Genomic DNA, 21,121 nt, shown 5'->3' on the forward strand with positions numbered 1-21,121 from the left:
AATTAAAAAACCTTAATTATTTCTGGCCTGTTGAAGGCCCACCACCCCATTGTTGTTTTGCTTTAGCCGATTCTTCTTGAATCCTTTTTTTTTCTAATTCCTGTTCTTGTCTCTCTTTCGATGCATCTGCTCTTGCTTTATTAGCCTGCCACTGGTCTTCTTTATATCTCTGACTCTCTAGCTGTTTTTCCATACTGGTTAACTGTTTATAGAGAGTACCCTCTTCTACTTCCAGTCTTGCTCTCTCCTCAGAAGAAGCAGTCGCTTTTTTTGAAGCAATATTTGCCATATCTTGCCTAAGTATTGCTATTTTCTCATTTAATCCTCTTGTTACTTTTTCGTAAGGATTTGGTTGATCCATAATAAGTTTTGATTAAAAAATGACCTTTAATTTATTTTAACATTTTTAACTTAAATTGTCTCCAGAAAAAAAATAATTTTGCTCTTTAGATTTTTAAATTTAACAAAATTTGCGAAAATCGTCAAACTTTATTATTATATAATTTACTTATATTTATTATGAAAATACTTGCGATTGATACTTCTTGCGACGAAACCTGCGCGGCTGTATTAGAAGAAAAAAATGGGAAAATAAAAATTAAAAGCAATGTTGTATCTTCGCAAATTAAAGTTCATAAAAAATACGGAGGAGTGGTGCCAGGACTTGCAAAAAGAGAGCACGAAAAAAATTTAACAAAAGTACTAGAAGAATCTCTTAAAAAAGCAGGGCTACTTAAAAAAGATAAAAAAAATAAAAAATCTTTTAAAGAAATTGATAAAATTCTTGAAAGAGAAAAAGAACTTTTAAAATTAACAAAGAAATTCCTAAAAGATTATAAAAAGCCTGATATTGATTTTATTGCGGTAACAAAAGGGCCAGGCCTTGAACCATGTTTATGGACTGGTATCAACTTTGCAAAGGCATTATCTTTTTTTTGGGAAAAACCAATTATTCCCGTAAATCACCTTAAGGGACATATCCTGGTAAATTTGTTAGAAAAAAAAGAAATAAAATTCCCTGCAATTGCTCTTGTCGCAAGTGGAGGCCATACAGAATTAGTATTTATTAAGGATATTAAAAATTATAAATTATTAGGAGAGACACGGGATGATGCTGCTGGTGAATGCTTGGATAAAGTGGCAAAAATAATAAATCTCCCATATCCTGGAGGTCCTGAAATAGAAAAATTAGCAAAGATTGGTAATCCCAAAGCCTATAGCCTACCAAGGCCAATGATTACGTCAAAAGACTACGACTTTAGTTTTTCAGGTCTTAAAACAGCAGTCCTTTATCTTACAAAAAAGATTGGAAAGAGAAAATTAAAAAGTAAAAAAACAAAAAGCGATATTGCAGCCTCCTCTCAGCAAGCAATAATAGATGTTTTAATTTCAAAAACAATAAAAGCAGCAAAAGATAAAAAAGCAAAAACAATATTATTTGGGGGCGGAGTTGTGGCAAATAAAGAATTGCGGAAACAAATGAAAAAGAAAATGAAAATGGAATTGCCAAAAATAAATTATATTGAGCCGAAAGTTTCTCTCTCTACTGACAATGCGGTAATGATAGGAATTACGGGACTCCTAAGTAAGAAAAAAATGATACCATTTAAAAACCTTTCAAAAATTAAAGCCAAAGCAAATATAAATTTTTAATATATTTTAATTATGGCATTAGATTATTTAAAGTATCTTCTTTATTTTATAGTCGGTATCTTGCCATGTATAATTTGGCTAATTTTCTATTTACGCCAAGACGTGCACCCTGAATCAAATAGAAAAATAATTGAAATTTTTATACTTGGAATGATTATAGTAGCTCCGGTTCTTGTCATAGAAAATTTATTGGGAAATTTTCTTGTAAAAATTCTTCCAACGCTTTTTGATGTTAATTCTGCCTCCTCGACTTTAATTCAAATGTTTTTTTATTACATTATTGTAATAGGATTTGTTGAAGAATTTTTTAAATATTTCGTAGTAAAAATAAGAGCAATAAAGTCATCACATTTTGACGAACCCATTGACGCCATGCTTTATATGATAATAACAAGCCTCGGTCTTGCCGCAGTGGAAAACCTTGCGGTTATTTTTCAAACAACAGAAATCGGAAGCGCAATATTAATCAGCGTGATACGCCTTTTAACTGCTATTTTCTTACATTCTCTTGCTGCTGCAATTACTGGTTATTTCCTTGCAACTTCTTTAAGCTTGAGAAACAAATGGAAAAGATTTCTCATTGTAATATCTGGACTTTTATTAGCTTCGGTATTCCATGGAGTTTATGACGTATCAGTCGTAAATTTAGAAAAAGCCACAAATATTTTTGATTTTTTATTTCCAATTGTTATAATAATGCTAATGGGAATTATTGTTTATATATTTTTTGTAAAGGTCAAAAGAATACCAAGGTCATCTAAAGAATAAAAGATAATTTTCTCGCATTGCTCAAATTTTTTGGAGCTTTCGCATTAAATTTATGGCATCAGATTTTTTTGAAAAATTAAGTGGTTCTGGAAAAATAGAGGAAGAAACAGAAAACATCGAACCCAACGTTTCTAAGGTTGAAGAATCCCCACAAGAAGAAGGACAATTAGCAGTTGATGTTTTTCAGACAGACAATGAAATTATAATACAATCAACTATCGCGGGGGTTAAGTCAAGCGATCTTGATATAATGATACAAAATGATATGGTTTCTATCCGGGGAGAAAGAAAAAAAGAAGAAGAAGTAGATCCTTCTAATTATTTTTATCAGGAGTGTTACTGGGGACCATTTTCAAGATCGGTTGTATTGCCAGAGGAAATTAAAACAGATGGAGTGAAAGCGGAATTAAAAAACGGTGTTTTAACTCTTCGCCTTCCCAAAGTTCAAAAAACAGAAGCAACAAAAATAAAAGTAAAAGAAATTAGTGAATAAAGACTGAGGTGAAATTTTGGGACAAAAGAAAAGAAACATGGATGTTCGCAAGACTTTTTTAAAGAATAAAATTCTTTGGTTGTCTTTAGGGGTCATTGTACTTACAGTGACTCTGTTTTGTTTTGAAAAATACCCACAAGGAAGAATTAATTATGGAACGAAGATAGCGGGTATTAAAGTTGGCGGGAAAGCAAAAACAGAGGCAAATAAGATTATTCAGGAAAAAATAAATAATCTTTCAAATGAGGTAATATCGTTTGAATTAAAGGAGAAGAATGAAAACTCTAATATAAAAGTAATAAGAATATCAAACTTAAAGCCAAAATATAACACCGAAAAAGACATAAATAGTGCTTTTTCTTTTGGTAAAAATAAAGGTTTTCTGGGAAATACTAAAGATAAAATTTGGAGTCTATTTGGAAAAAATAATATAGAATTGAGTATCGAGATAAATAAAGAAAGTTTGGATAATTTCTTAAATGAAAAATTTGGAGAATTTGAAATTTTACCACAAAATGCCTATGTTTATTTTGATGAAGAGGATGAAGTGTTTAAAATAGAAAAATCAAAAATTGGAAAAACTTTTTCAAGAAAAAAAATAAAGAAAAAATTAGAAGAAGATATTAAAAGTTTTAAAATAACAAATATTTGCCTCCAAAAAGAAGCCAGTAAAAAAAATGAAGACAATTGTTTTTTACTCGAAAAAGCACAACCCGAAATTGAAACTGAAGCTGCTATAAAAGCTAAAAAAAATGTAAATGAAATAATGGAAGATGGTCCTTACGTACTCTTGGCAAATGGTGACTCTTATAGAATCAAAAATAAAACTTTTGGGAACTGGTTCTTGTTTATCCCGAAAGAAGAACCAGAAGAATATTCTTTATCTCTCGCTTTAGATGAAGAATTAGTAAAAAGTTATCTTGCCGAACTATCCCAGGCTATAAATATAGAACCAAAAAATCCACTCTTATCTTTCCAGAACGGTAAAATCAGAATAATATCTCAACCAAAAACTGGAAAAATTTTAGATATAGAAAAAAGTACTAAAAAGATCCAAAGAAGCGTTCTTTCGAGAAAAAACAGAATCAGGCTCGAGATGGAAAAAAAGGAACCAGACATCACAGAAGATAAAATAAAAGAATTAAAAATAGAAAAATTAATAGGAAGGGGCACTTCAAATTTTGGAGGATCACCAAAAAACCGAATTAATAATATAAGAGTAGCAGCATCAAAATTTAATGGTACTTTAATCGCACCAGACCAAACTTTCTCTTTTAATGAAATTCTTGGAAATGTAGGACCAAGCGAGGGATACTTGCCAGAACTTGTAATTAAAAATAATAAAACAATACCAGAATATGGTGGAGGGATATGCCAAGTTTCAACTACAATGTTTAGGGCAGCTGTATATTCTGGAATGGAAGTTGTTGAAAGATACGCTCATGCTTTTCCAGTAGCATACTATAATCCTCAAGGATTCGACGCCACAGTATACCAACCATCTCCTAACCTTCGTTTTGTAAATAATACTCCAGGATATATTTTAATACAATCGAGAATCTCAGGCAGTACTTTAATTTTTGAATTTTACGGAAAAGACGACGGGAGAAAAGTTGTAGTTAAGGGCCCTTACCAATATGATTTTAAAAAAGACGGATCCCTAAAAGCAAGATTAATAGAAGAGGTTTGGAAGGGTAAAAAGTTAATTTATAAAAAAATATTCCTTTCATCTTATGAATCACCAAAAAAATATCCCGTACAAAGATAAATCTTCTCTTCGACCTTTCAACGACATTACCCTTATAATCCCTACGTTAAATGAAGCAGAAAATTTGCCATTGCTTTTTGGATTGCTTAAGAAATTATATCCAGACATAAAAGTAATTATTAGCGATGACGGATCAAATGACGGCACAAAAGACATAACAGAGAAAATATCTAAAGAAAATAAAAATATTCAACTAATTAATAGATCAAAAAAGAAAATCCATGGAATTTGTATAAGCGTAATAGACGCAATTTTTGAAACAAAAACAGAAAATTTTATAGTAATGGACGGCGATCTTCAACATCCCCCAGAGAAAATAAAAGAATTTAAAGAGAGTTTTGATAAAAATTATAGCCTTATAATCGGCACAAGAGAAAAAATTAAAGGGTGGGAATTTAAAAGAAAAGTAATGTCGTACGTGGCAAGCTTACTTGGAAAAATATCACTTTTCTTTAGAAGAAAAAAAATCCCGAAAGACATTCTTTCTGGATTTTTCGGAGGAAAAACTTCTTTATTTCAAAAAATTATTAATAAAAATTTAAATAAATTTGAATTCGAAAGCTATAAAATTTTGTTTGATTTTTTAAAAATTCTGCCAAATAAAATAGAAACAAAGGAAATTCCATATATTTTTGGCATAAGGAAAAAAGGATTATCAAAAATTAATAAAAAACATATTATAGCTTTTATTAAGGCCTTATTTAAATAGATGTCTTTATTTAATAAAAAGATTATACTCTTGAGCGTAATTTCATTATTTATTTTTTTATTTATAATTTTTATTTTTATTTCAACAACAGATACGGATATTAAAATATACTATAGTTACGCTCAATCTATCCTGCAAAATAAAGTTCCTTATAGAGATTTCTTTGTTGTATATCCTCCCTTTTCTTTATTACCCATAATTTTGCCTGGTTTTTTTTCAACAAATATCACAACTTACAAAAATCTTTTTGGCCTTGAAATGCTTACGTTCCTAATTTTAACAATTTTCCTTTTATATCTTTTATCTAAAAGATTAAAAAAAGATTACTTTCTTGTAATCTTGGGATTTTTGCTAATTTCTATTTTCTTAAGTTACACAATTATTAAAAGATTTGATATTTTTGTAACTTTTTTAATCGTATTAAGCACTTTCCTTTTAGTAAAAAAGAAATATTGTCTTTCTGGTGTTTTGCTTATTTTTGGAGTATTTACAAAGTTTTATCCTATTATCCTTTTTCCTTTATTTTTTTTATATATTTTTAAAAAGGAAAGTGTTAAAAAATCTCTATTCTTTGTTTTTTCTTCTGGGGTTACTTTTTTTATAATAGTCCTATTCCTTTTTTTAATAATGCCTCCGCAAGGTTCAGGACTCTATAGTCTTGAATATCAATTTACAAGACCGCTTCATTTTGAAAGTTTTTACGGAAGCACATTGCTCCTATTAGAAAAAACAAAAGTTCCTATCTTTAAAACGACCCTTAAAAATGATATGTATGGATGGTCGTTATACGATTCTCCTTTACTGAAATTTATATTGCCATTTAGTACTCTTTTTATATTGATTATGTTTATGCTTCTTTTTTATTCTTTTGAAAAAAAAGGAGAAATATCCGATGGTTCTCTCTTAAAATATGTTTTTTCTTTTTTGTTAATATTTATGACCTTCAATAAAGTACTTTCTCCACAATTTTTAATATGGATTTTACCTTTGGGTTTATTGGCTCTTAATTCAAAAGAATTTAAAATTTTATTTTTAGTAGTGTTTCTTACTTTTTTTATATATCCGCCCTTATATGGGATTTTGATTGAGAAACAATTTTTTGCGCTAAGTTTATTATTTTTAAGAAATGTATTACTTGTTTTATTATCTTTCTCTTTTTTAAGATCTTTATTGTCCCCAAGCCCAAAAATTACTAAGAATAAAATTCCACAAAAATCCTCCGCAAATACCAAATAATTCGGCTAGATAAACGTTAAAATCGAATTTCTCTTTTAAAAATGCCAATATTAAAAGATTTATTAAAAGGCCTCCAAGACAAATTAAATTAAATTTTAAAAATTTAAAAATAATTTTCTCTTTTCTACTACGGTCCTTAAAAGTCCATATATGATTAAAAATAAAATTTGAAATTATAGAAATCTCAATTGCGATTGCGGCTGCAATTAAATAGTAAAGCCCTAAACACTCATAAAACAGAAAAAGCATTGAATAATTAATAAATATTCCACCAACAGACACTAGAGCATATTTTAATATTCGAGATGTATCTTTTTTTGAAATTTTCATATTTTTTAAAATTATTTCCACAAAGGAAACCAAAGCCTCAAAGAAAGCGCCTTATCCGATAAAGGTATTCCATATGTTAGGGGTAAATAAAAAACAAAGGAAAGGAAGACTATAAATAATATTAATCCGAAAATTATATTTTTCTTTTTCTTTATCATGTTCTTTGCAAAATAATCGAAGCATAAAGAAAAAATAATTATTGAAAGACAAAGCGGAACTAAGTAATAGTAAAGAAAGCTTGTCCTTTTAACTCCGATAAAAACCAGCCAAGAAAAAAAATAAAAATATAAAATATCAGGTTTTTTAAGAAAGGATGGTAATTTTTCTTTTTTTCTTTTTGCTAAATAAGGTATAAAAAATATGCTTATTATCCCAAAAAATCCCAAAAACCAAACAATTGGATTTCCCATTAAATAAAGATGCACATTTTCTTCACTATAATATAACATTGCCTTTCCCCCGGTAGGCCATTTCCACCAAGAACTACTATATGGATGATCCCCTGTTACGGAGAAAATAGATATCATTTGTTTGTGAACTTTAAAAAATTTCTCAAAAAAATTCCCATCAGGTTCTTTGTAATAAAAAACAAAAGGACCATCTTTTATTTCCTTTTCTTTATCTACATATAAAAGAGGATCTGAAAAATTTTTTGGATTTCGAGATGAATTTAAAAGAGAAAAATGAACAAAAAAAGAAAAAATATAAACCAAAAGTGGCAAAAATAAAATACCTAAAAAAATAGCAGTAAAATATTTCTTATTTTTTTGAAAAAAATTTGATAATCCACCTCCAGAAATTATTTGTTTATTAATTAACTTTATAATTTCTAAAAAAATAATAGTAGCAAGAACTAAAAATCCCGTCCATTTAACAGAAATAACAATACCTAAAGAAAGACCTAATAAAATCAAGAAAATATACCATTTTTTTGTATATTTTTTTTGATTTATCAGCTTTAAATATAAAAAGATTGATGATAAATAAAAGAAAACAAGAAAAATCTCCAATAAAACAAAACGAGATTGCAACAAAAGTGCATTGTCAAAAAGCAAAAAAGCACTACAAAGAAAAGCTGCCTTATTTGATCCTTTTAACTCTTTTACAATAAACCAACCCAATATTGGCAAAAAAATACCCAAAATTGCCGGCAAAAGCCTAAATGGTAAATAGCTGCTTTTACTTAAATAACTTTCATTATGGTTAAAATAAAAATTTCCACTTGGATCTTTAAAGCCAAAAAGTTTTCCAGATGCTGAAATTAAAATTTTTCCAAGGGGCGGGTGGGCATCAAAATAATATTTATGGGAAAGATAAGAGGCAGCGCTTGAAGCATACCATTGCTCATCAAAAACTATCCTATTTGGATAAGATAACCTAAAAAAATGCAAAAAAATACTTAAAGCGAGAATTAAAAATAAAAAAAATAAGACAACTTTCTTTTTCATCGTATTTAATATAATTTATTAAAACTCTGTCGGAAGAAAAAATCAAAATTTCATGGATTACTCCATGCCGCAAATGTGCCTCTGGCAGGATTTGAACCTGCACCCCTTACGGGACATGGTCCTAAACCATGCGTGTCTGCCAATTCCACCACAGAGGCATTTATGCTTAATGATTTATTAGTTTTTTAACTACTCCGAAAAATATTTTTATAATTATAACATAAAACGAACGGCTACGAAAAACCGTTCGTTCTATTACGTAAGACGAATTAAGAATATATCTCTATTAAGAAATAAGGCTAGTAATTAAAGCCACTATACCACCCGCTATCGCAGCAACAACAACACCTATTAAGCCATACATTACTCTTTTTCTTGCTGTTTCAACCTTAGTTGGGTCACCCTCTGCACCAAAAAAAGTTATGCCAGCCCAAATAAACATAACAATAACCACAACACCCAAAACAGCCCACATTATATTTCTTATTAAATTCATAATCCTAACAATGTCGTCCCAATTCTTTACTGGAGCAGGAGGTTCTGAGGTAGGGCCTGCTGCCATAACCAATGTTGGTAAAACCATCATTGATATAAATCCGATTATTAAAACGTGACTTAAAACTTTCTTTAATTTTTTCATATTTTTCTAAATTTTCTTCAAAAAACGACCTTTTTATGGTGACAAAAGATTCGTTATAAGTATACTAATTCCACTTGCGACAACCGCAACAAAAACTCCAATTACAATATATTTTAAAAGATCCCTTGCTTTCTTTGCTTTTTCTGGGTTTCCTTCGGATGTTAAAAACAAAATACCCGCCCAAATTCCCATGATTGTAGCAAGAGGAGCAACTAAAAACCACATATATTTTTTAACAGCGTTCAAGAATTCCTCAATTGTTGATATTTTGGCAGGATTTGGAATATCAACATCAGCAAATACAAAAAGAGGTAAAAATAAAATAATTGATAAAATTATTATTGACAAAATTTTTTTATTCTTCATGTTTATTTTTCAAAAATTAAACCGTAATGATAATTATCTGTTGGAAATTCTTTTTTAAGAACAAGCCCCTGTTCTTTAAATAAATTTATTGCTTCATCTTTCTTTATTTTTTTTCCTTCGGGACCGAAAGGAATCCCCGGAATCCATTCTAAAAAAACTACCATCCCATTTTTCTTAAGTACTCTCTTTACCTCCTCAATTACAGCTTTATCGTCTTCTGTTTGGAATAAAAGATTTGCTATAAAAATTATATCACAAAAACCCTCTTTAAGACCAGACCCTCCTTTATTCTCAAGATTACCTCTTATTGTTTTAACATTTTCAAAACCTTCTGATTTTGCCTTAGATTCAACTACCTCAAGGGATTCTTTCAAAACGTCTATGGCAAAAACCTCTCCGTCCTTACCCACTTTCCTTGCTAATAAAATTGAAAAATATCCAGCCCCGCTTCCAAAATCAGCAACTTTCATTCCTTCTTTTATAATATCAATATTTTCAATAATTTCTTGGGGATTTAAAAATCCTCCTGTCCCTTGCGAATTAGCTTGAAAACTCATAATTTAATTAATTATAGTAATGTTATTTTAAAAAACAATACCTGAGACAACCTTATCTCCGCTTTTTAATTTTATTACTTTTACGCCCTGAGAGGCTCTCCCAAGCACTGAGACGCTTTTAATTTTTGTTCTTATGGTTTGTCCCTTCTCAGAAATAATAACTAACTCCTCTTCATTTTTTATTAAAAATATCTTAGTCAATCCCCCGGTCTTTTTAGTAATTTTCATCCCTATAATTCCCTTTCCTCCTCGTCCTTGTAATCTGAACTTTGTAATATCTGTCATTTTGGCAAAGCCATTTTTACTTAAAGTCAATAAATATAAATTTTCTTTTTTCTCCCTACTAGACGAAATTATCTCCATACCTACAATTTTGCTATTACTCTCTCTTTTCGCTCTCATACCAATAACTCCTATAGCGTTTCTTCCCATTGATCTTACGTCTTTTTCTCTAAATCTTATAACACTACCATTTGAATTTCCAATTAAAACTTCGTCTTTGTCGTTCATCCCTTTTACAAAGACAAGATTATTGCCAGAAGAAAGTTTAATTGCTCTTAGACCAGACCTTCTTACAACTTCAAAATCTTTACTTTCTGTTTTTTTAATAGTGCCGTTTTCTGTAGCCATTACCAAATATTTTGTTTTCTGCTTTCCAAAATTTACCATAGATGTTACTATCTCGCCAGGAGAAAGCTCAAGAAAATTTAAAATTCCTTTACCAAAGCCTTGACGGTCTGAAGCAGGTATTTCGTATGCTGGAATTTTAAAAACCTTACCAAGGTTTGTAAAAAACAAAACCTGATCATGACTGCTTAGAAATAAAAACTGGCTAACTTTATCTTCTTCGCGAAGCGCAAGCCCCAAAACACCTCTACCCCCTCTTTTTTGTGCTTTAAAGGCAGATGGCAATATTCTTTTTACATAACCATTTTCTGTTAAAACCAAAATATTGTCTTCCTCTGGAATTAAATCTTCTTCTTTAAACTCTCCAGCTTTTTGGACAATCAACTCCGTTCTTCTTTCGTCTCCATATTTTTCTTTAATCTCTTCTAATTCTTTCCCTACAACTTTTTCAATTCCTCTTTTTTTGCTTAAGATTGCTTTTAGCTCTTCCGCCAATTTCTTTTTTTCATCAAGTTCGTTTTTTATTTTTTCTCTCTCAAGACGAGCTAACGCCTGTAATTTCGTTTCTAAAATAACATCGGATTGAATCTCGGAAAATTTAAACTTAGAAATTAAATTCTTCTTTGCATTATCTCTGTCTTTTGACTTTTTAATTGTGCTGATTATATCATCAATGTATAAAAGTGCTTTTTTAAGACCTATCAGAATATGAATTCTTTCTTTTGTCTTCTTAAGATTATATTCAGTTCTTCTTCTTACAACCTCTTTTCTATGTAAGAGAAAATCTTCCATTAGTTCTTTTAAGGAAAGTGTTTTGGGCTGAAGTCCCTCTTCAAGAGCAACCATGTTTAGATGAAATGTCCCTTCAAGAGAAGTCCATTTAAATAACTGGTTTAAGATTTTCTTTGGTTGCGCATCTTTCTTAAGCTCAACCACTATTCTCATTCCTTCTTTATCAGATTCGTCTCGTATGTTTTTGATACCATTAATTTTTTTGTCTTTTACTAAATTTGCCATCTCTCCAAGTAAAGAAGATTTTTGGATATTATATGGAATTTCCGTAATTACAATTAAAAAAAGATCCTTTTTTGCTTCAACAACCTCTGCTTTGCCACGAACCAAAATTGGACCTTTGCCAACTTCATATGCACTAATAATCCCTTTTTTGTCAAAAATTTGGCCACCTGTCGGAAAATCAGGCCCTTTAATAAATTTAAAAAGGTCTTCGGTCTTGGCGCTCTCTTCGTTTTCTAAAAGATAAATAAGAGCATCACAAACTTCTCTAAGATTATGTGGTGGAATTTTTGTCGCCATTCCAACAGCAATACCAAGAGAACCATTCAATAAAAGCTGTGGGAGAGGTGAGGGTAAAACAATTGGTTCTTTCCTTGCACCATCATAATTAGGACCAAAATCCACAGTATTTTTTTCAATATCAGCTAACATTTCTTCTCCTATTTTTGCCATTCTACATTCTGTATAACGCATAGCTGCAGGACTATCGCCATCAATGCTTCCCCAATTCCCCTGACCATCAACTAAAGGGTAACGCAAAGAAAAATCCTGAGCCATTCTAGCAAGTGAATCATAAACTGCGGTATCACCATGAGGATGATATCTTCCAAGAACTGCACCAACAACATTTGCAGATTTTCTGAATTTTGCATTATGACGAAGACCATCTTCCCACATGGCATATAATATTTTTCTGTGCACTGGTTTTAAACCATCTCTTACATCAGGAAGAGCTCTTGCAACAATAACAGACATTGCATAATCAAGATAAGATTCTTTAATTTCTTCTGTAATTTCTCTTTTTTCGATAGACATAAATGTAATAAAAAATTATTCTAACTCATCTGTAACCCCCTTAAAATCTTTAATATTTCTATTAAAGGTATCTCGTAAATTTTTCAATCTATCTTTTGCGTCTTTAATTCCTTCTGTGTTTATTTCTGGCCCCCTAAAACTTCCAAAATTTATCCTTGAAATATTATATTTTATAGTTAAAAACCATAATAGAACTAAAAAAATTGCTACGATAATGATAGAAGTGAATAAAATTTTTTTCTTTTCTTTCTCTGATTTTTCTTTTATCTTTTTTAGAAAAGACATGTTTTTACGTTTTCTCCATTATCAAAATTTCTGTTCCTTCTTTTCTGTCAAGTTCACTCTTTTTTAATTTTAATTTCTTAAATTTTTCTTTTTCTTTTACTCCAATAACATTCAAAAAACTTTTCTCATCTTCAATTTTTAATGTGATGCCGGGTATTTTATAGTGCATTGGTATTGCGATTTTTGGCTCAACTTGGCCTACAATTTTTGCTGCTTCTTTTCCAGAGATTGTAAATAATCCACCTACAGGAATTAAAAGAACATCAACACCAACAATATCATCTGCTTGTTCCTTTGAAAGTTCTTTTTGTCCAAAATCTCCCATATGGCAAACTTTAATGCCCTCAACTTCTATTATAAAGATAATGTTTTCGCCTCTTTCTTCCCCAAAATTATCATCGTGAAAAGAAGAAATACCCTTAACTTTAACTCCTTTAGCTTCATATTCTCCCGGTTCATTTATTAAAAAAGGTTCTTTTATTTTTCCGTCCAATTCAAAACCACTTACTGCTTTTTTATTAGAATGATCCTCGTGTTCATGTGACAAAAGCAAAATATCTGTCCTTGTTTTTTTAGGTCTTAAACCCGTACTCTTACCATAAGGATCAATTGCTATTGTTACTCTTTCTCCGTCTATTTTTCCGTTTATCTCAAAAAAAGAATGACCATACCAAGAAATATCCATAGTTTTTCTTAAGTCCTCAAATCTTAATTAATATAAAAATCCACAAATGTGGTATTTTTTTTCTTATTAAATAATAGCAAATTTTAATGTAAATTTCAATCCAAAATTCTAGGAAAATAACGGCACTAAAGCCCAAAGAATCATTGTTAGGGCAACCAAAAAAACAATGATAATGGAAATAAATTTAAATAATTTTGATTGTTTTTTTGCCATATTTTTAAACATCAGCCTCAACCTCCACAATATTTTCTGAAACCTTTTTAAATAAAGTACCTGTGATTAAATTACATTCGGGGAACTTAAATTTCCATGCAAGAAAAAAATAAAGCAGAGCAGAAATTCCTCCAGCAAAAGCCATCTGTAAAAATATACCCCAAAAAGTCTCAAGACCAAAAGCAGGAGCCGCAAGATATAAAAGGCCGTAACACATCAAAGCACAAAAAAGAGAAAGAATAAAAATGCGCAAAAAAGAGTTACGAAGTCTAAATTCCCAGTGATCTCCAATTTTCCTTTTAAAAGCGAAAATTAGCCAAAGTATATTTAAAATAGCGGTAAGAGAAAAAGCTAACGGAAGACCTATCATTGTGAGTCCATTAACTCCTTCTAATTTCAAAAAGGATCGTAAAAAGAAAGAGAAATTGGGAATATTTGAAATCATCCAAACAAAAGAGAAAGAAAAAATAATATTAAAAATAATTGAGAAAATATTTATTTTAACAGGCGTTCTTGTGTCCTGCATAGAATAAAAAGATTGGGAAAGTAAAGGAATTAAAGATTGAGCAAAAAGCGAGAAAGAGAAAATGCCAAGACAAGCCGCTGTAAGCCTTGTATCGTTCCAAGAAAATTTTCCTGCTCCTAATATCACCCTGACAATTTGTGCTCTTAAAATAAAAATAAAAAAGGAAATAGGGATAACGAAAAATATTATCTGTGAAAAAGTTGAAGTAAACTTTTCAATAAAATCTTTTCTTTTTTTCAAAGAAAAACTTTTTGAAAGCGAAGGAAAAGCAGCTACGGCAAAAGAAATACCAAATAAAGAAATAGGGGCATACTGTAGGTTGTTTGAAAAATTAAAAACAGTGATAGAACCAACAGTAAGAAGAGAAGCAACTGCGGTAATCACTATTAAGTTTATTTGAGTCGCAGCTACTCCTATGGCCCTTGGCAACATCAATCTTAAAAGCTTGCGCATCCCTTTATCTTTAATGTCGAGAATAAATTTAAAATCAAAGCCAGAAGCAAAAACTGCGGGCAATTGCACAAAAAGGTGTAAAAAAGCACCCAATACAACGCCCCACGCAAGGCCCACAAGACCCCATCTTGGTACAAAAAACATCGCGCCAATAATAATCCCAATATTATACATTATTGGAGCGAAAGAATAGATAAGAAATTTTGAGAAATATTGTAAAAGTGAACCAAAAATATTAGAAACCGCCAAAATCAAAGGGGATAAAAACATTATTCTTGTTAGAAGTACTACCGTCGCCATTTCCTGCGATTTAAAACCAGGAGCAATAATTCTCATTAGCTGGGGAGCAAAAATCGCAAGCAAGGCTCCGGCTAAAATCAAGGCGCAAATAAAAATACAAAGGACGTTATTAAAAAATCTCCACACCTCTTTTTTGGATTTATTTTCCCAGTGGTCTGCAAAAATCGGTATCAAAGCGCTGGATAAGGCGCCAATAATTAAAATATTAAAAAGAAAATCCGGAATTCGAAAAGCAGCATAGTATATATCAAGATCTCTGCCTGCGCCAAAAAGGCCCGCAAGAATCCTATCACGAAAGAGTGCTGTAATTTTTGCAAAAAAAGTGGCGGCAATTAAAATAATAGCGGCAGAAGTAATGTTCTTTGCGCGATGATTAAAAATATTTGCTATCATTTCTTTTTAGGAAATTTCTCCAAGATTACTTTGCATATTCAATAACTCTTGTTTCTCTTATGACATTTACTTTTATCTCACCGGGATAATCCAAGTCGCTTTCAACTTTGTTTGCAATTTCTCTGGCTAATTTTTTTGCCATATAATCGTCTACCTCTTCGCTTTTTACAAATACTCTAAGCTCTCTTCCTGCTTCCAGTGCAAAAGCATCCTTAACTTCATCAAACTCCATTGCAATCTTTTCAAGCTCTTCAATCCTTTTAATATAATCTTCGGGGCTGCTTTTTCTCGCTCCTGGCCTGCCAGCAGAAATTGCATCGGCTGTCTGGATTATAACTGATTCAATGGTCTCATAAGGATGTTCTTCGTGATGACTCTTTATAGCTTGGATAACTTCTTCTTCAATTCCGAATTTCTTTAAAATACGAATGCCAATTTCAATATGAGATCCCTCAACTTCCCAATCAACAGCCTTACCAATGTCGTGCAGTAGAGCAGCTTTTTTAGCCACTTTAACATCTCCTCCTATTTCTGAAGCTAAAGTTCCTGCAATATAAGCCACTTCTCTGCTATGATCTAAAACATTCTGTCCATAACTAGTTCGGAATTTCAATCTTCCGAGTAATTGATATAATTTTGGATCCAGACCAAAAACTTCAAGCTCATGACATATGTCCTCGCCAATTTTCTGAATTTTCTCTGGCATCTGTTCTTCTATTTTCTTTACAATATCCTCAACTCTTGTTGGCTGAATTCTCCCATCTTTAACTAGTTCTTGAAGAGCAATTTTTGCAACTTCCCTGCGTAACGGATCAAAAGATGATAAAAAAACTACATTTGGTGTTTCGTCCACTATTAATTCAACTCCTGTAGCATTTTCAAAAGCTCTAATATTTCTTCCCTCTTTCCCTATAATTCTTCCTTTGATTTCGTCATCAGGAAGTGAAACAGAGATAGTGGTTAGGTCTTCAACCAGAGCAGAAGCTCCTCTTTGAATCGTAAATGCTAAGATTTCTTTTGCTTTTCTCTCAAACTTTTCCTCTCCTTCTTTTTCTATTTTCGAAATTTTCTTTTCTATCTCTTGTTTGTATTCCTGCTCAATTTCTTTCATAATTTCTTTTCTTGCTTCTTCTTTTGAAAACCCGCTTAATTTCTCAAGTTCTGTCTTTTTTTTATTTATAATTTCTTGAGCTTTTCTTTTTAATTTTTCTAGATCTTCTCCTTTCAAACCAATGTCTTTTTCTTTGTTTTTTAAATCTAAAGATTTCTGTTCAAAAACACCCTTCTTTCTTTCGAGGGTTTTTTCAAGCAAAGAGAGATCTTTTTCTTTTTGTTCTGTTTTCTTCTTCGAGTCCTCTAAAAAAGAAAGTCCTTTCTTTTTTGCGTCAAGAATTATATTTTCGGCCTGCTTCTTTGCTTCGTCTAGTTTTTTTTGAAGTCTTTCTTCGGCAGAACCAGCTTGAAGTTTAGCAATGCTCTGTCTGGCAAGATAACCAAGAACGGCGCCAACACAGATTGAAGCGGCGCCAATAACTAAAAGAATTATTTCTGACATAAAATAAAATTGAGATTATTTTGGATATTCCACCCTCAATTAAAAAAATACTTAAACTTTTTTTTGAAATCATTTTAATTTTGAAAAATTTAATTGAGAGAAATTATAACCTTTATTAGGTATTAGGCTGAATTTTAGCCAAAAATTTTAAACCTGGCTTTAGTTTATCATGTTGACCCCCTTTTGTCAAAAAGCTATAATAACTTAATTCATTAGTAAATCTAATTAAATTATTGGACAATTATTGTAATATTCCTATGGAGCTACGCATTAATTTTTCGCTTCGTTCAAAATTATGCAAAAAGTCATACTCATAATACTTGATGGCTGGGGAGTTGCTTCCCCAAATGACGGGAATGCTCCTTCTCAAGCAAATATTCCAAATATAAAATACCTTGAGGAAAACTTCCCTGCAACTACACTACATGCGTCAGGAATTAACGTTGGCCTCCCTTGGTGGGAAGAAGGAAATAGTGAAGTTGGCCATCTTACAATCGGGGCAGGCAAGGTTATATATCAGTACCTGCCAAGAATTGTAAATGAAATTCAAAATGGATATTTTTTTCAAAACAAAGCCTTTCTTGAGGCCAGAGATCATGTTAGGCGTTACAATTCTAGAATGCATTTGGTTGGGCTCGTATCTTCAGGCGCAGTACACAGCTATATAGACAATTTATATGCGCTTCTTGAATTCTGTCAAAGGGAAAAAATTCAAAAAGTATATCTCCATATTTTCACTGATGGAAGAGACACAAAACCAAAAGAAGCGGCAAAATTCCTGCAATCGCTAAAAGACAGAATGGCAGCTCAAGGTATAGGAAAAATAGCTACAATTTCTGGAAGAAGTTTTTCAATGGATAGGAACCAAGACTGGGGAAGAATAGAAAAAACTTATAACTGTATGATCGGAGAAGGTCAGGATTATCAAATAGCACCTAATCCTATTTCGTACCTCGAATCTTCTTACATGAGAGATATCACTGACGAATATATAGAACCGGCTATGGTGGATTCTGAAGGAAATATTAGAGATAATGATGCTGTAATATTCTTTAACTTCAGGGAAGAAAGAGCAAAAGAATTAACACAGGCTTTTGTTGAAGAAAATTTTGATAAATTCCCAAGGAAAAAAATAGACAATTTGTGTTTTGTTACAATGACAAGATATCTTAAAGATGAAAAAACAAAAGTAGCCTATGAACCTCCTCACATTGAAAATACCTTGGGAAAAGTAATTTCGGATGCTGGGCTTTCCCAAATTAGAATCTCAGAAACTGAAAAATATGCACATATAACATATTTTTTTAATGGCCTTAAAAAAGAACCCTACCCGAGGGAAGACAGAGTCCTTATTCCTTCAACCGGCGGGCCACATTATGATCAAAATCCCGAAATGCAAGCACAAGAAATTACAGAAAGGACAATAAAAGAAATTGAGCAGGGAATTTATAATTTTATGCTTATAAATTTTGCAAACCCAGATATGGTAGGACATACTGCAAATATTCCAGCCGCCATTAAAGCAGCAGAAGTTATAGATGGTGCTGTTGGAAAAATATTAAGAGCGGCGGAAGGAAGATACATAACAATGATTACAGCAGATCATGGAAACTTCGAAGAAATGATAACGAGGTCGGGAGAAACAATTGGAGAACATACTTCAAATCCTGTTCCCCTTTTTCTTGTGGACCCAAAATTCAAAAGTGAAATCCCCCAAGAAAAAATGTTATATAAAATAGAAAAACCTGGCGGCTTTTTGTTCGATATAGCCCCCACGATTCTTGAGTATCTTGAAATTCCTTCTCCTCCTGAAATGATTGGCTCCGCTTTAACCTCGAGCCTCTTTGAGTAAATTCATTACCTTTTTTTCTAAAATTTTTTCTCTTATAAAGTTTCTAAAATCTTCCTCGCTTTGTTTATTCTTTATGTCGCCCAAAAGCTGAGGATATTTTTTTTCGGTCTCTTCTATTTCTTTTTCTACTTCTTCGTCTTGAACCATTATATTTTCTCTCTCGGCTATATCATATATACAAAGAAAAATCTTTACTCTTTTTTTAGCTTCTGGAATAAATTCTTTCTTGAGATCTTCTTCTGTTTTTTTAACCTGCGAAAGATAAGTATTAAAGGGAAGCCCCATTTGTTCCTCTACTGTTTTTTTAAGATCATCAAGCATTCTATCCCTTTGCTCTTTTACTAAAATTTCAGGAACCTCAATTTGAGAATTTTTGGCAATTTTATCAAGAACTGCACCCTGCCATCTTTTCTCTTCCGCAGCTTCTTTCTCAGCTTTAATTCCTTCTTTTATATTGTCTTTTAAAGATTTTTTATCTTTGAAATCACCAAGAGATTTTACAAAATCATCATTTAATTCTGGAAGTTCTATTCTGAATATCTCTTTTAATTTAACTTTAAAATCAAGATTCTTTCCTCTTAATTCTTTTTTCCAAAAATTTGAAGGGCACATTACAGAAAAATTTTTCTCCTCGCCCTCTGACAAACCAAGAAGGTTTTTCTCAAAATCAGGAATAAGCTTTCCTTCGCCAATAATAATTTTTTGGTCTTTTATATCTCCATTCTCAACCCTTACCCCTTCACTTCTTATTTTATAATCTATTGTCACCTCATCCCCCTTTGCTGCTGGTTTGAATTTTCTTATGCGTTTTGCTCTTGATTTCTGCAGCCAAGATAAAGCGTCTTCTATTTCTTTTTGTTCTATTTTTATTTCTTTTAATTTTTCTTCCCTTGCAATCCTCCTCCAATTGTCTAATTTAACTTCAGGAAAGACCGCAGTTTCAATATCTGCTTTAAACTCGCCTGTTTCTTCTATTTTTGGAAAATCAATTTTTGCTTGTGGAGGACCTAAAATTTTTATTTTTTTCTCGCTAACAATTTTGGGGAAATTTTCATTTAAAGCAATTTTCGCAGCTTCTTCTGTAATTTTACCTTTGCCGATTTTTTCTTCTATAATTTTTTGTGGCGCTTTCCCGGGCCTGAAACCAGGAATATTTATTGTTTTGGATAATTCTTTAGCTGCCCTAACTAAATAAGGCGAGAATTCCTCGCCCGATAGTCTTAAGTTAATTTTCACTTTTGACCCCGAAAGATCTTCAATATCAACATCCATATTTTCTGTTATTTTTTTATAATCTTATCTACAATACCATATTCTTTTGCGTCTTCAGATGTAAGATAAAAGTCCCTATCTGTGTCTTTTTCTATGTTGCCAAGCGCCTGGCCCGTATGTTTTGAAAGAATTTTGTTTAATCTCTCTTTTATCTTCATGATATGCTTTGCTGAAATTTCAATCTCAACTGCCTGTCCTCCTGCCTGACCCATGACTTGATGTAACAAAATCTCAGAGTTGGGAAGAGCAAATCTTTTGCCTTTTTTACCAGCAGATAAAAGTACTGCTGCCATGGAAGCTGCCATCCCAACACAAATTGTTGAAACATCACATTTTATGTACTGCATTGTATCGTAAATTGCAAGCCCGGCAGTAACAGAACCCCCTGGGCTGTTAATGTAAAGCTTAACGTCTCTCTTTGGATCCTGGCTTTCCAAAAACAAAAGCTGAGCTATTACCAAATTTGCCACATTATCATCAACTATACCTCCCAAAAAAATAATGCGCTCCTTAAGAAGCCTTGAATAAATATCATATGCCCTTTCTCCCTGGGGAGATTTTTCAATAACCGTAGGTATAAGATTCATATTAATAATTGTTAGCAAATTTCATTATAAAAAATATAAAATTGTTGTCAAATAAAAAACGCCCCCGAAACAGGGACGTTTTTAATACTAAATTCTTAAAACAATTTTCTACTCACAGGTATATACTTCTGCTCCAGCTACAGCACTACATGCTGGATTAGCAGTATATTTCTTTGATCTTCCTGTGCTGTCTGTGCACCAGTATTCACTTGTTGAGCTTTTTAATACAGACTCTGCGCAGTATGCATCAGCACTGGATGCAATAGTAGGATTAGCACCAATAATGCTATTTATGTCTGTACAAAGAGGCGCAATGTCTGCATGTGTACAAGTTACAGTTGTGTAAGCATTTGGCGTACTTTCCTCATAAACAATCTCTGCCTGTGTCCTTATCTGATTTAGAGCTGACTCAACACGTGAATCGTATGATCTATTTCTGACGTTAGCTACACTCACCAAAACAATAGCTGCCAAAATAGCAATAATTGCAATAACAACCAATAGCTCAATTAATGTAAAACCTTTTTCTCTCATGGTTTTTAAAAAATTATCTAAGGTAACAATCGACCTTTTTA

Annotated in this window: 20 protein-coding genes and 1 tRNA gene; 7 read left to right on the forward strand and 14 right to left on the reverse strand. The window is 31.7% G+C overall.

The window, feature by feature from the left end; translation table 11 throughout:
- Positions 1–16 precede the first annotated feature (16 nt).
- Complete coding sequence (locus PHI88_02625) at positions 17–361, reverse strand: hypothetical protein (GenBank protein ID MDD5552025.1); 345 nt, start codon at positions 359–361, stop codon at positions 17–19.
- A 158-nt stretch (positions 362–519) separates the two neighbouring features.
- On the opposite strand from PHI88_02625, the gene tsaD reads away from it, so the two are divergent.
- The 6 genes from tsaD to PHI88_02655 are packed head-to-tail and all read left to right on the forward strand — an operon-like array spanning position 520 to position 6,627.
- On the forward strand, positions 520–1,653 hold the full coding sequence (tsaD, locus tag PHI88_02630; GenBank protein ID MDD5552026.1) for a tRNA (adenosine(37)-N6)-threonylcarbamoyltransferase complex transferase subunit TsaD: 1,134 nt from the start codon (positions 520–522) through the stop codon (positions 1,651–1,653).
- Between the two features lie 12 nt (positions 1,654–1,665).
- Positions 1,666–2,421, forward strand: coding sequence for a PrsW family intramembrane metalloprotease (locus PHI88_02635; protein MDD5552027.1), 756 nt, complete (start codon positions 1,666–1,668; stop codon positions 2,419–2,421).
- Positions 2,422–2,473: 52 nt separating this feature from the next.
- Positions 2,474–2,914, forward strand: a complete 441-nt coding sequence (locus tag PHI88_02640) for an Hsp20/alpha crystallin family protein (GenBank protein ID MDD5552028.1) — start codon at positions 2,474–2,476, stop codon at positions 2,912–2,914.
- 37 nt (positions 2,915–2,951) lie between these two features.
- Complete coding sequence (locus PHI88_02645) at positions 2,952–4,682, forward strand: VanW family protein (protein MDD5552029.1); 1,731 nt, start codon at positions 2,952–2,954, stop codon at positions 4,680–4,682.
- Entirely contained in the window at positions 4,648–5,391 is a 744-nt protein-coding gene (locus PHI88_02650) for a glycosyltransferase (GenBank protein MDD5552030.1), read from the forward strand. The genes PHI88_02645 and PHI88_02650 overlap by 35 nt, the downstream gene beginning before the upstream one ends.
- Positions 5,392–6,627: a glycosyltransferase family 87 protein gene (locus PHI88_02655; GenBank protein MDD5552031.1), complete on the forward strand. Its 1,236-nt coding sequence runs from the start codon at positions 5,392–5,394 to the stop codon at positions 6,625–6,627.
- A 341-nt stretch (positions 6,628–6,968) separates the two neighbouring features.
- Here the strand turns inward: PHI88_02655 and PHI88_02660 are convergent, their stop codons facing one another.
- The 10 genes from PHI88_02660 to rny form a co-directional block, all read right to left on the reverse strand.
- Complete coding sequence (locus tag PHI88_02660) at positions 6,969–8,405, reverse strand: phospholipid carrier-dependent glycosyltransferase (GenBank protein MDD5552032.1); 1,437 nt, start codon at positions 8,403–8,405, stop codon at positions 6,969–6,971.
- Between the two features lie 76 nt (positions 8,406–8,481).
- Positions 8,482–8,563: transfer RNA gene (locus PHI88_02665), tRNA-Leu, on the reverse strand.
- Positions 8,564–8,691: 128 nt separating this feature from the next.
- The gene (locus PHI88_02670; GenBank protein MDD5552033.1) at positions 8,692–9,045 is read right to left on the reverse strand and encodes a TrbC/VirB2 family protein; all 354 of its coding nucleotides are present in this window, start codon (positions 9,043–9,045) and stop codon (positions 8,692–8,694) included.
- A gap of 33 nt (positions 9,046–9,078) precedes the next feature.
- Complete coding sequence (locus PHI88_02675; GenBank protein ID MDD5552034.1) at positions 9,079–9,411, reverse strand: pilin; 333 nt, start codon at positions 9,409–9,411, stop codon at positions 9,079–9,081.
- Positions 9,412–9,413: 2 nt separating this feature from the next.
- Positions 9,414–9,968, reverse strand: a complete 555-nt coding sequence (locus tag PHI88_02680; GenBank protein MDD5552035.1) for a methyltransferase domain-containing protein — start codon at positions 9,966–9,968, stop codon at positions 9,414–9,416.
- A gap of 27 nt (positions 9,969–9,995) precedes the next feature.
- Positions 9,996–12,425, reverse strand: a complete 2,430-nt coding sequence (gene gyrA, locus PHI88_02685; protein ID MDD5552036.1) for a DNA gyrase subunit A — start codon at positions 12,423–12,425, stop codon at positions 9,996–9,998.
- A gap of 15 nt (positions 12,426–12,440) precedes the next feature.
- Positions 12,441–12,710 (reverse strand): hypothetical protein, encoded by a 270-nt coding sequence (locus tag PHI88_02690; GenBank protein ID MDD5552037.1) that lies wholly within the window; start codon positions 12,708–12,710, stop codon positions 12,441–12,443.
- Positions 12,711–12,714: 4 nt separating this feature from the next.
- Positions 12,715–13,395, reverse strand: a complete 681-nt coding sequence (locus PHI88_02695) for an MBL fold metallo-hydrolase (GenBank protein MDD5552038.1) — start codon at positions 13,393–13,395, stop codon at positions 12,715–12,717.
- Between the two features lie 217 nt (positions 13,396–13,612).
- Positions 13,613–15,280: a murein biosynthesis integral membrane protein MurJ gene (gene murJ / locus PHI88_02700; protein MDD5552039.1), complete on the reverse strand. Its 1,668-nt coding sequence runs from the start codon at positions 15,278–15,280 to the stop codon at positions 13,613–13,615.
- Positions 15,281–15,305: 25 nt separating this feature from the next.
- On the reverse strand, positions 15,306–16,835 hold the full coding sequence (rny, locus tag PHI88_02705) for a ribonuclease Y (GenBank protein MDD5552040.1): 1,530 nt from the start codon (positions 16,833–16,835) through the stop codon (positions 15,306–15,308).
- Between the two features lie 295 nt (positions 16,836–17,130).
- On the opposite strand from rny, the gene gpmI reads away from it, so the two are divergent.
- Positions 17,131–18,687, forward strand: coding sequence for a 2,3-bisphosphoglycerate-independent phosphoglycerate mutase (gene gpmI, locus PHI88_02710; protein MDD5552041.1), 1,557 nt, complete (start codon positions 17,131–17,133; stop codon positions 18,685–18,687).
- Here gpmI and tig read toward each other — a convergent pair.
- The 3 genes from tig to PHI88_02725 form a co-directional block, all read right to left on the reverse strand.
- On the reverse strand, positions 18,664–19,959 hold the full coding sequence (gene tig / locus PHI88_02715) for a trigger factor (protein MDD5552042.1): 1,296 nt from the start codon (positions 19,957–19,959) through the stop codon (positions 18,664–18,666). The genes gpmI and tig overlap by 24 nt on opposite strands.
- A gap of 8 nt (positions 19,960–19,967) precedes the next feature.
- Positions 19,968–20,546 carry an ATP-dependent Clp endopeptidase proteolytic subunit ClpP gene (gene clpP, locus PHI88_02720; protein MDD5552043.1) on the reverse strand — a complete coding sequence of 193 codons (579 nt, stop codon included), beginning with the start codon at positions 20,544–20,546 and terminating at the stop codon, positions 19,968–19,970.
- A 108-nt stretch (positions 20,547–20,654) separates the two neighbouring features.
- Positions 20,655–21,121: prepilin-type N-terminal cleavage/methylation domain-containing protein (locus PHI88_02725; protein ID MDD5552044.1), on the reverse strand; the 467-nt coding region annotated here is incomplete at its 5' end.

Source organism: Candidatus Paceibacterota bacterium (genome assembly GCA_028716825.1).
Classification (GTDB): Bacteria; Patescibacteriota; Minisyncoccia; order Minisyncoccales.

Coding starts and splice junctions, on each gene's coding strand:
- PHI88_02650 (MDD5552030.1), top strand. CDS start 4,648: ATGAATCACCAAAAAAATATCCCGTACAAAGATAAATCTTCTCTTCGA.
- PHI88_02625 (MDD5552025.1), bottom strand. CDS start 361: ATGGATCAACCAAATCCTTACGAAAAAGTAACAAGAGGATTAAATGAG.
- tig (MDD5552042.1), bottom strand. CDS start 19,959: ATGGATGTTGATATTGAAGATCTTTCGGGGTCAAAAGTGAAAATTAAC.
- PHI88_02680 (MDD5552035.1), bottom strand. CDS start 9,968: ATGAGTTTTCAAGCTAATTCGCAAGGGACAGGAGGATTTTTAAATCCC.
- gpmI (MDD5552041.1), top strand. CDS start 17,131: ATGCAAAAAGTCATACTCATAATACTTGATGGCTGGGGAGTTGCTTCC.
- PHI88_02675 (MDD5552034.1), bottom strand. CDS start 9,411: ATGAAGAATAAAAAAATTTTGTCAATAATAATTTTATCAATTATTTTA.
- PHI88_02660 (MDD5552032.1), bottom strand. CDS start 8,405: ATGAAAAAGAAAGTTGTCTTATTTTTTTTATTTTTAATTCTCGCTTTA.
- PHI88_02645 (MDD5552029.1), top strand. CDS start 2,952: ATGGATGTTCGCAAGACTTTTTTAAAGAATAAAATTCTTTGGTTGTCT.
- tsaD (MDD5552026.1), top strand. CDS start 520: ATGAAAATACTTGCGATTGATACTTCTTGCGACGAAACCTGCGCGGCT.
- PHI88_02635 (MDD5552027.1), top strand. CDS start 1,666: ATGGCATTAGATTATTTAAAGTATCTTCTTTATTTTATAGTCGGTATC.
- PHI88_02695 (MDD5552038.1), bottom strand. CDS start 13,395: ATGGATATTTCTTGGTATGGTCATTCTTTTTTTGAGATAAACGGAAAA.
- PHI88_02655 (MDD5552031.1), top strand. CDS start 5,392: ATGTCTTTATTTAATAAAAAGATTATACTCTTGAGCGTAATTTCATTA.
- murJ (MDD5552039.1), bottom strand. CDS start 15,280: ATGATAGCAAATATTTTTAATCATCGCGCAAAGAACATTACTTCTGCC.
- PHI88_02670 (MDD5552033.1), bottom strand. CDS start 9,045: ATGAAAAAATTAAAGAAAGTTTTAAGTCACGTTTTAATAATCGGATTT.
- rny (MDD5552040.1), bottom strand. CDS start 16,835: ATGTCAGAAATAATTCTTTTAGTTATTGGCGCCGCTTCAATCTGTGTT.
- gyrA (MDD5552036.1), bottom strand. CDS start 12,425: ATGTCTATCGAAAAAAGAGAAATTACAGAAGAAATTAAAGAATCTTAT.
- PHI88_02640 (MDD5552028.1), top strand. CDS start 2,474: ATGGCATCAGATTTTTTTGAAAAATTAAGTGGTTCTGGAAAAATAGAG.
- clpP (MDD5552043.1), bottom strand. CDS start 20,546: ATGAATCTTATACCTACGGTTATTGAAAAATCTCCCCAGGGAGAAAGG.
- PHI88_02690 (MDD5552037.1), bottom strand. CDS start 12,710: ATGTCTTTTCTAAAAAAGATAAAAGAAAAATCAGAGAAAGAAAAGAAA.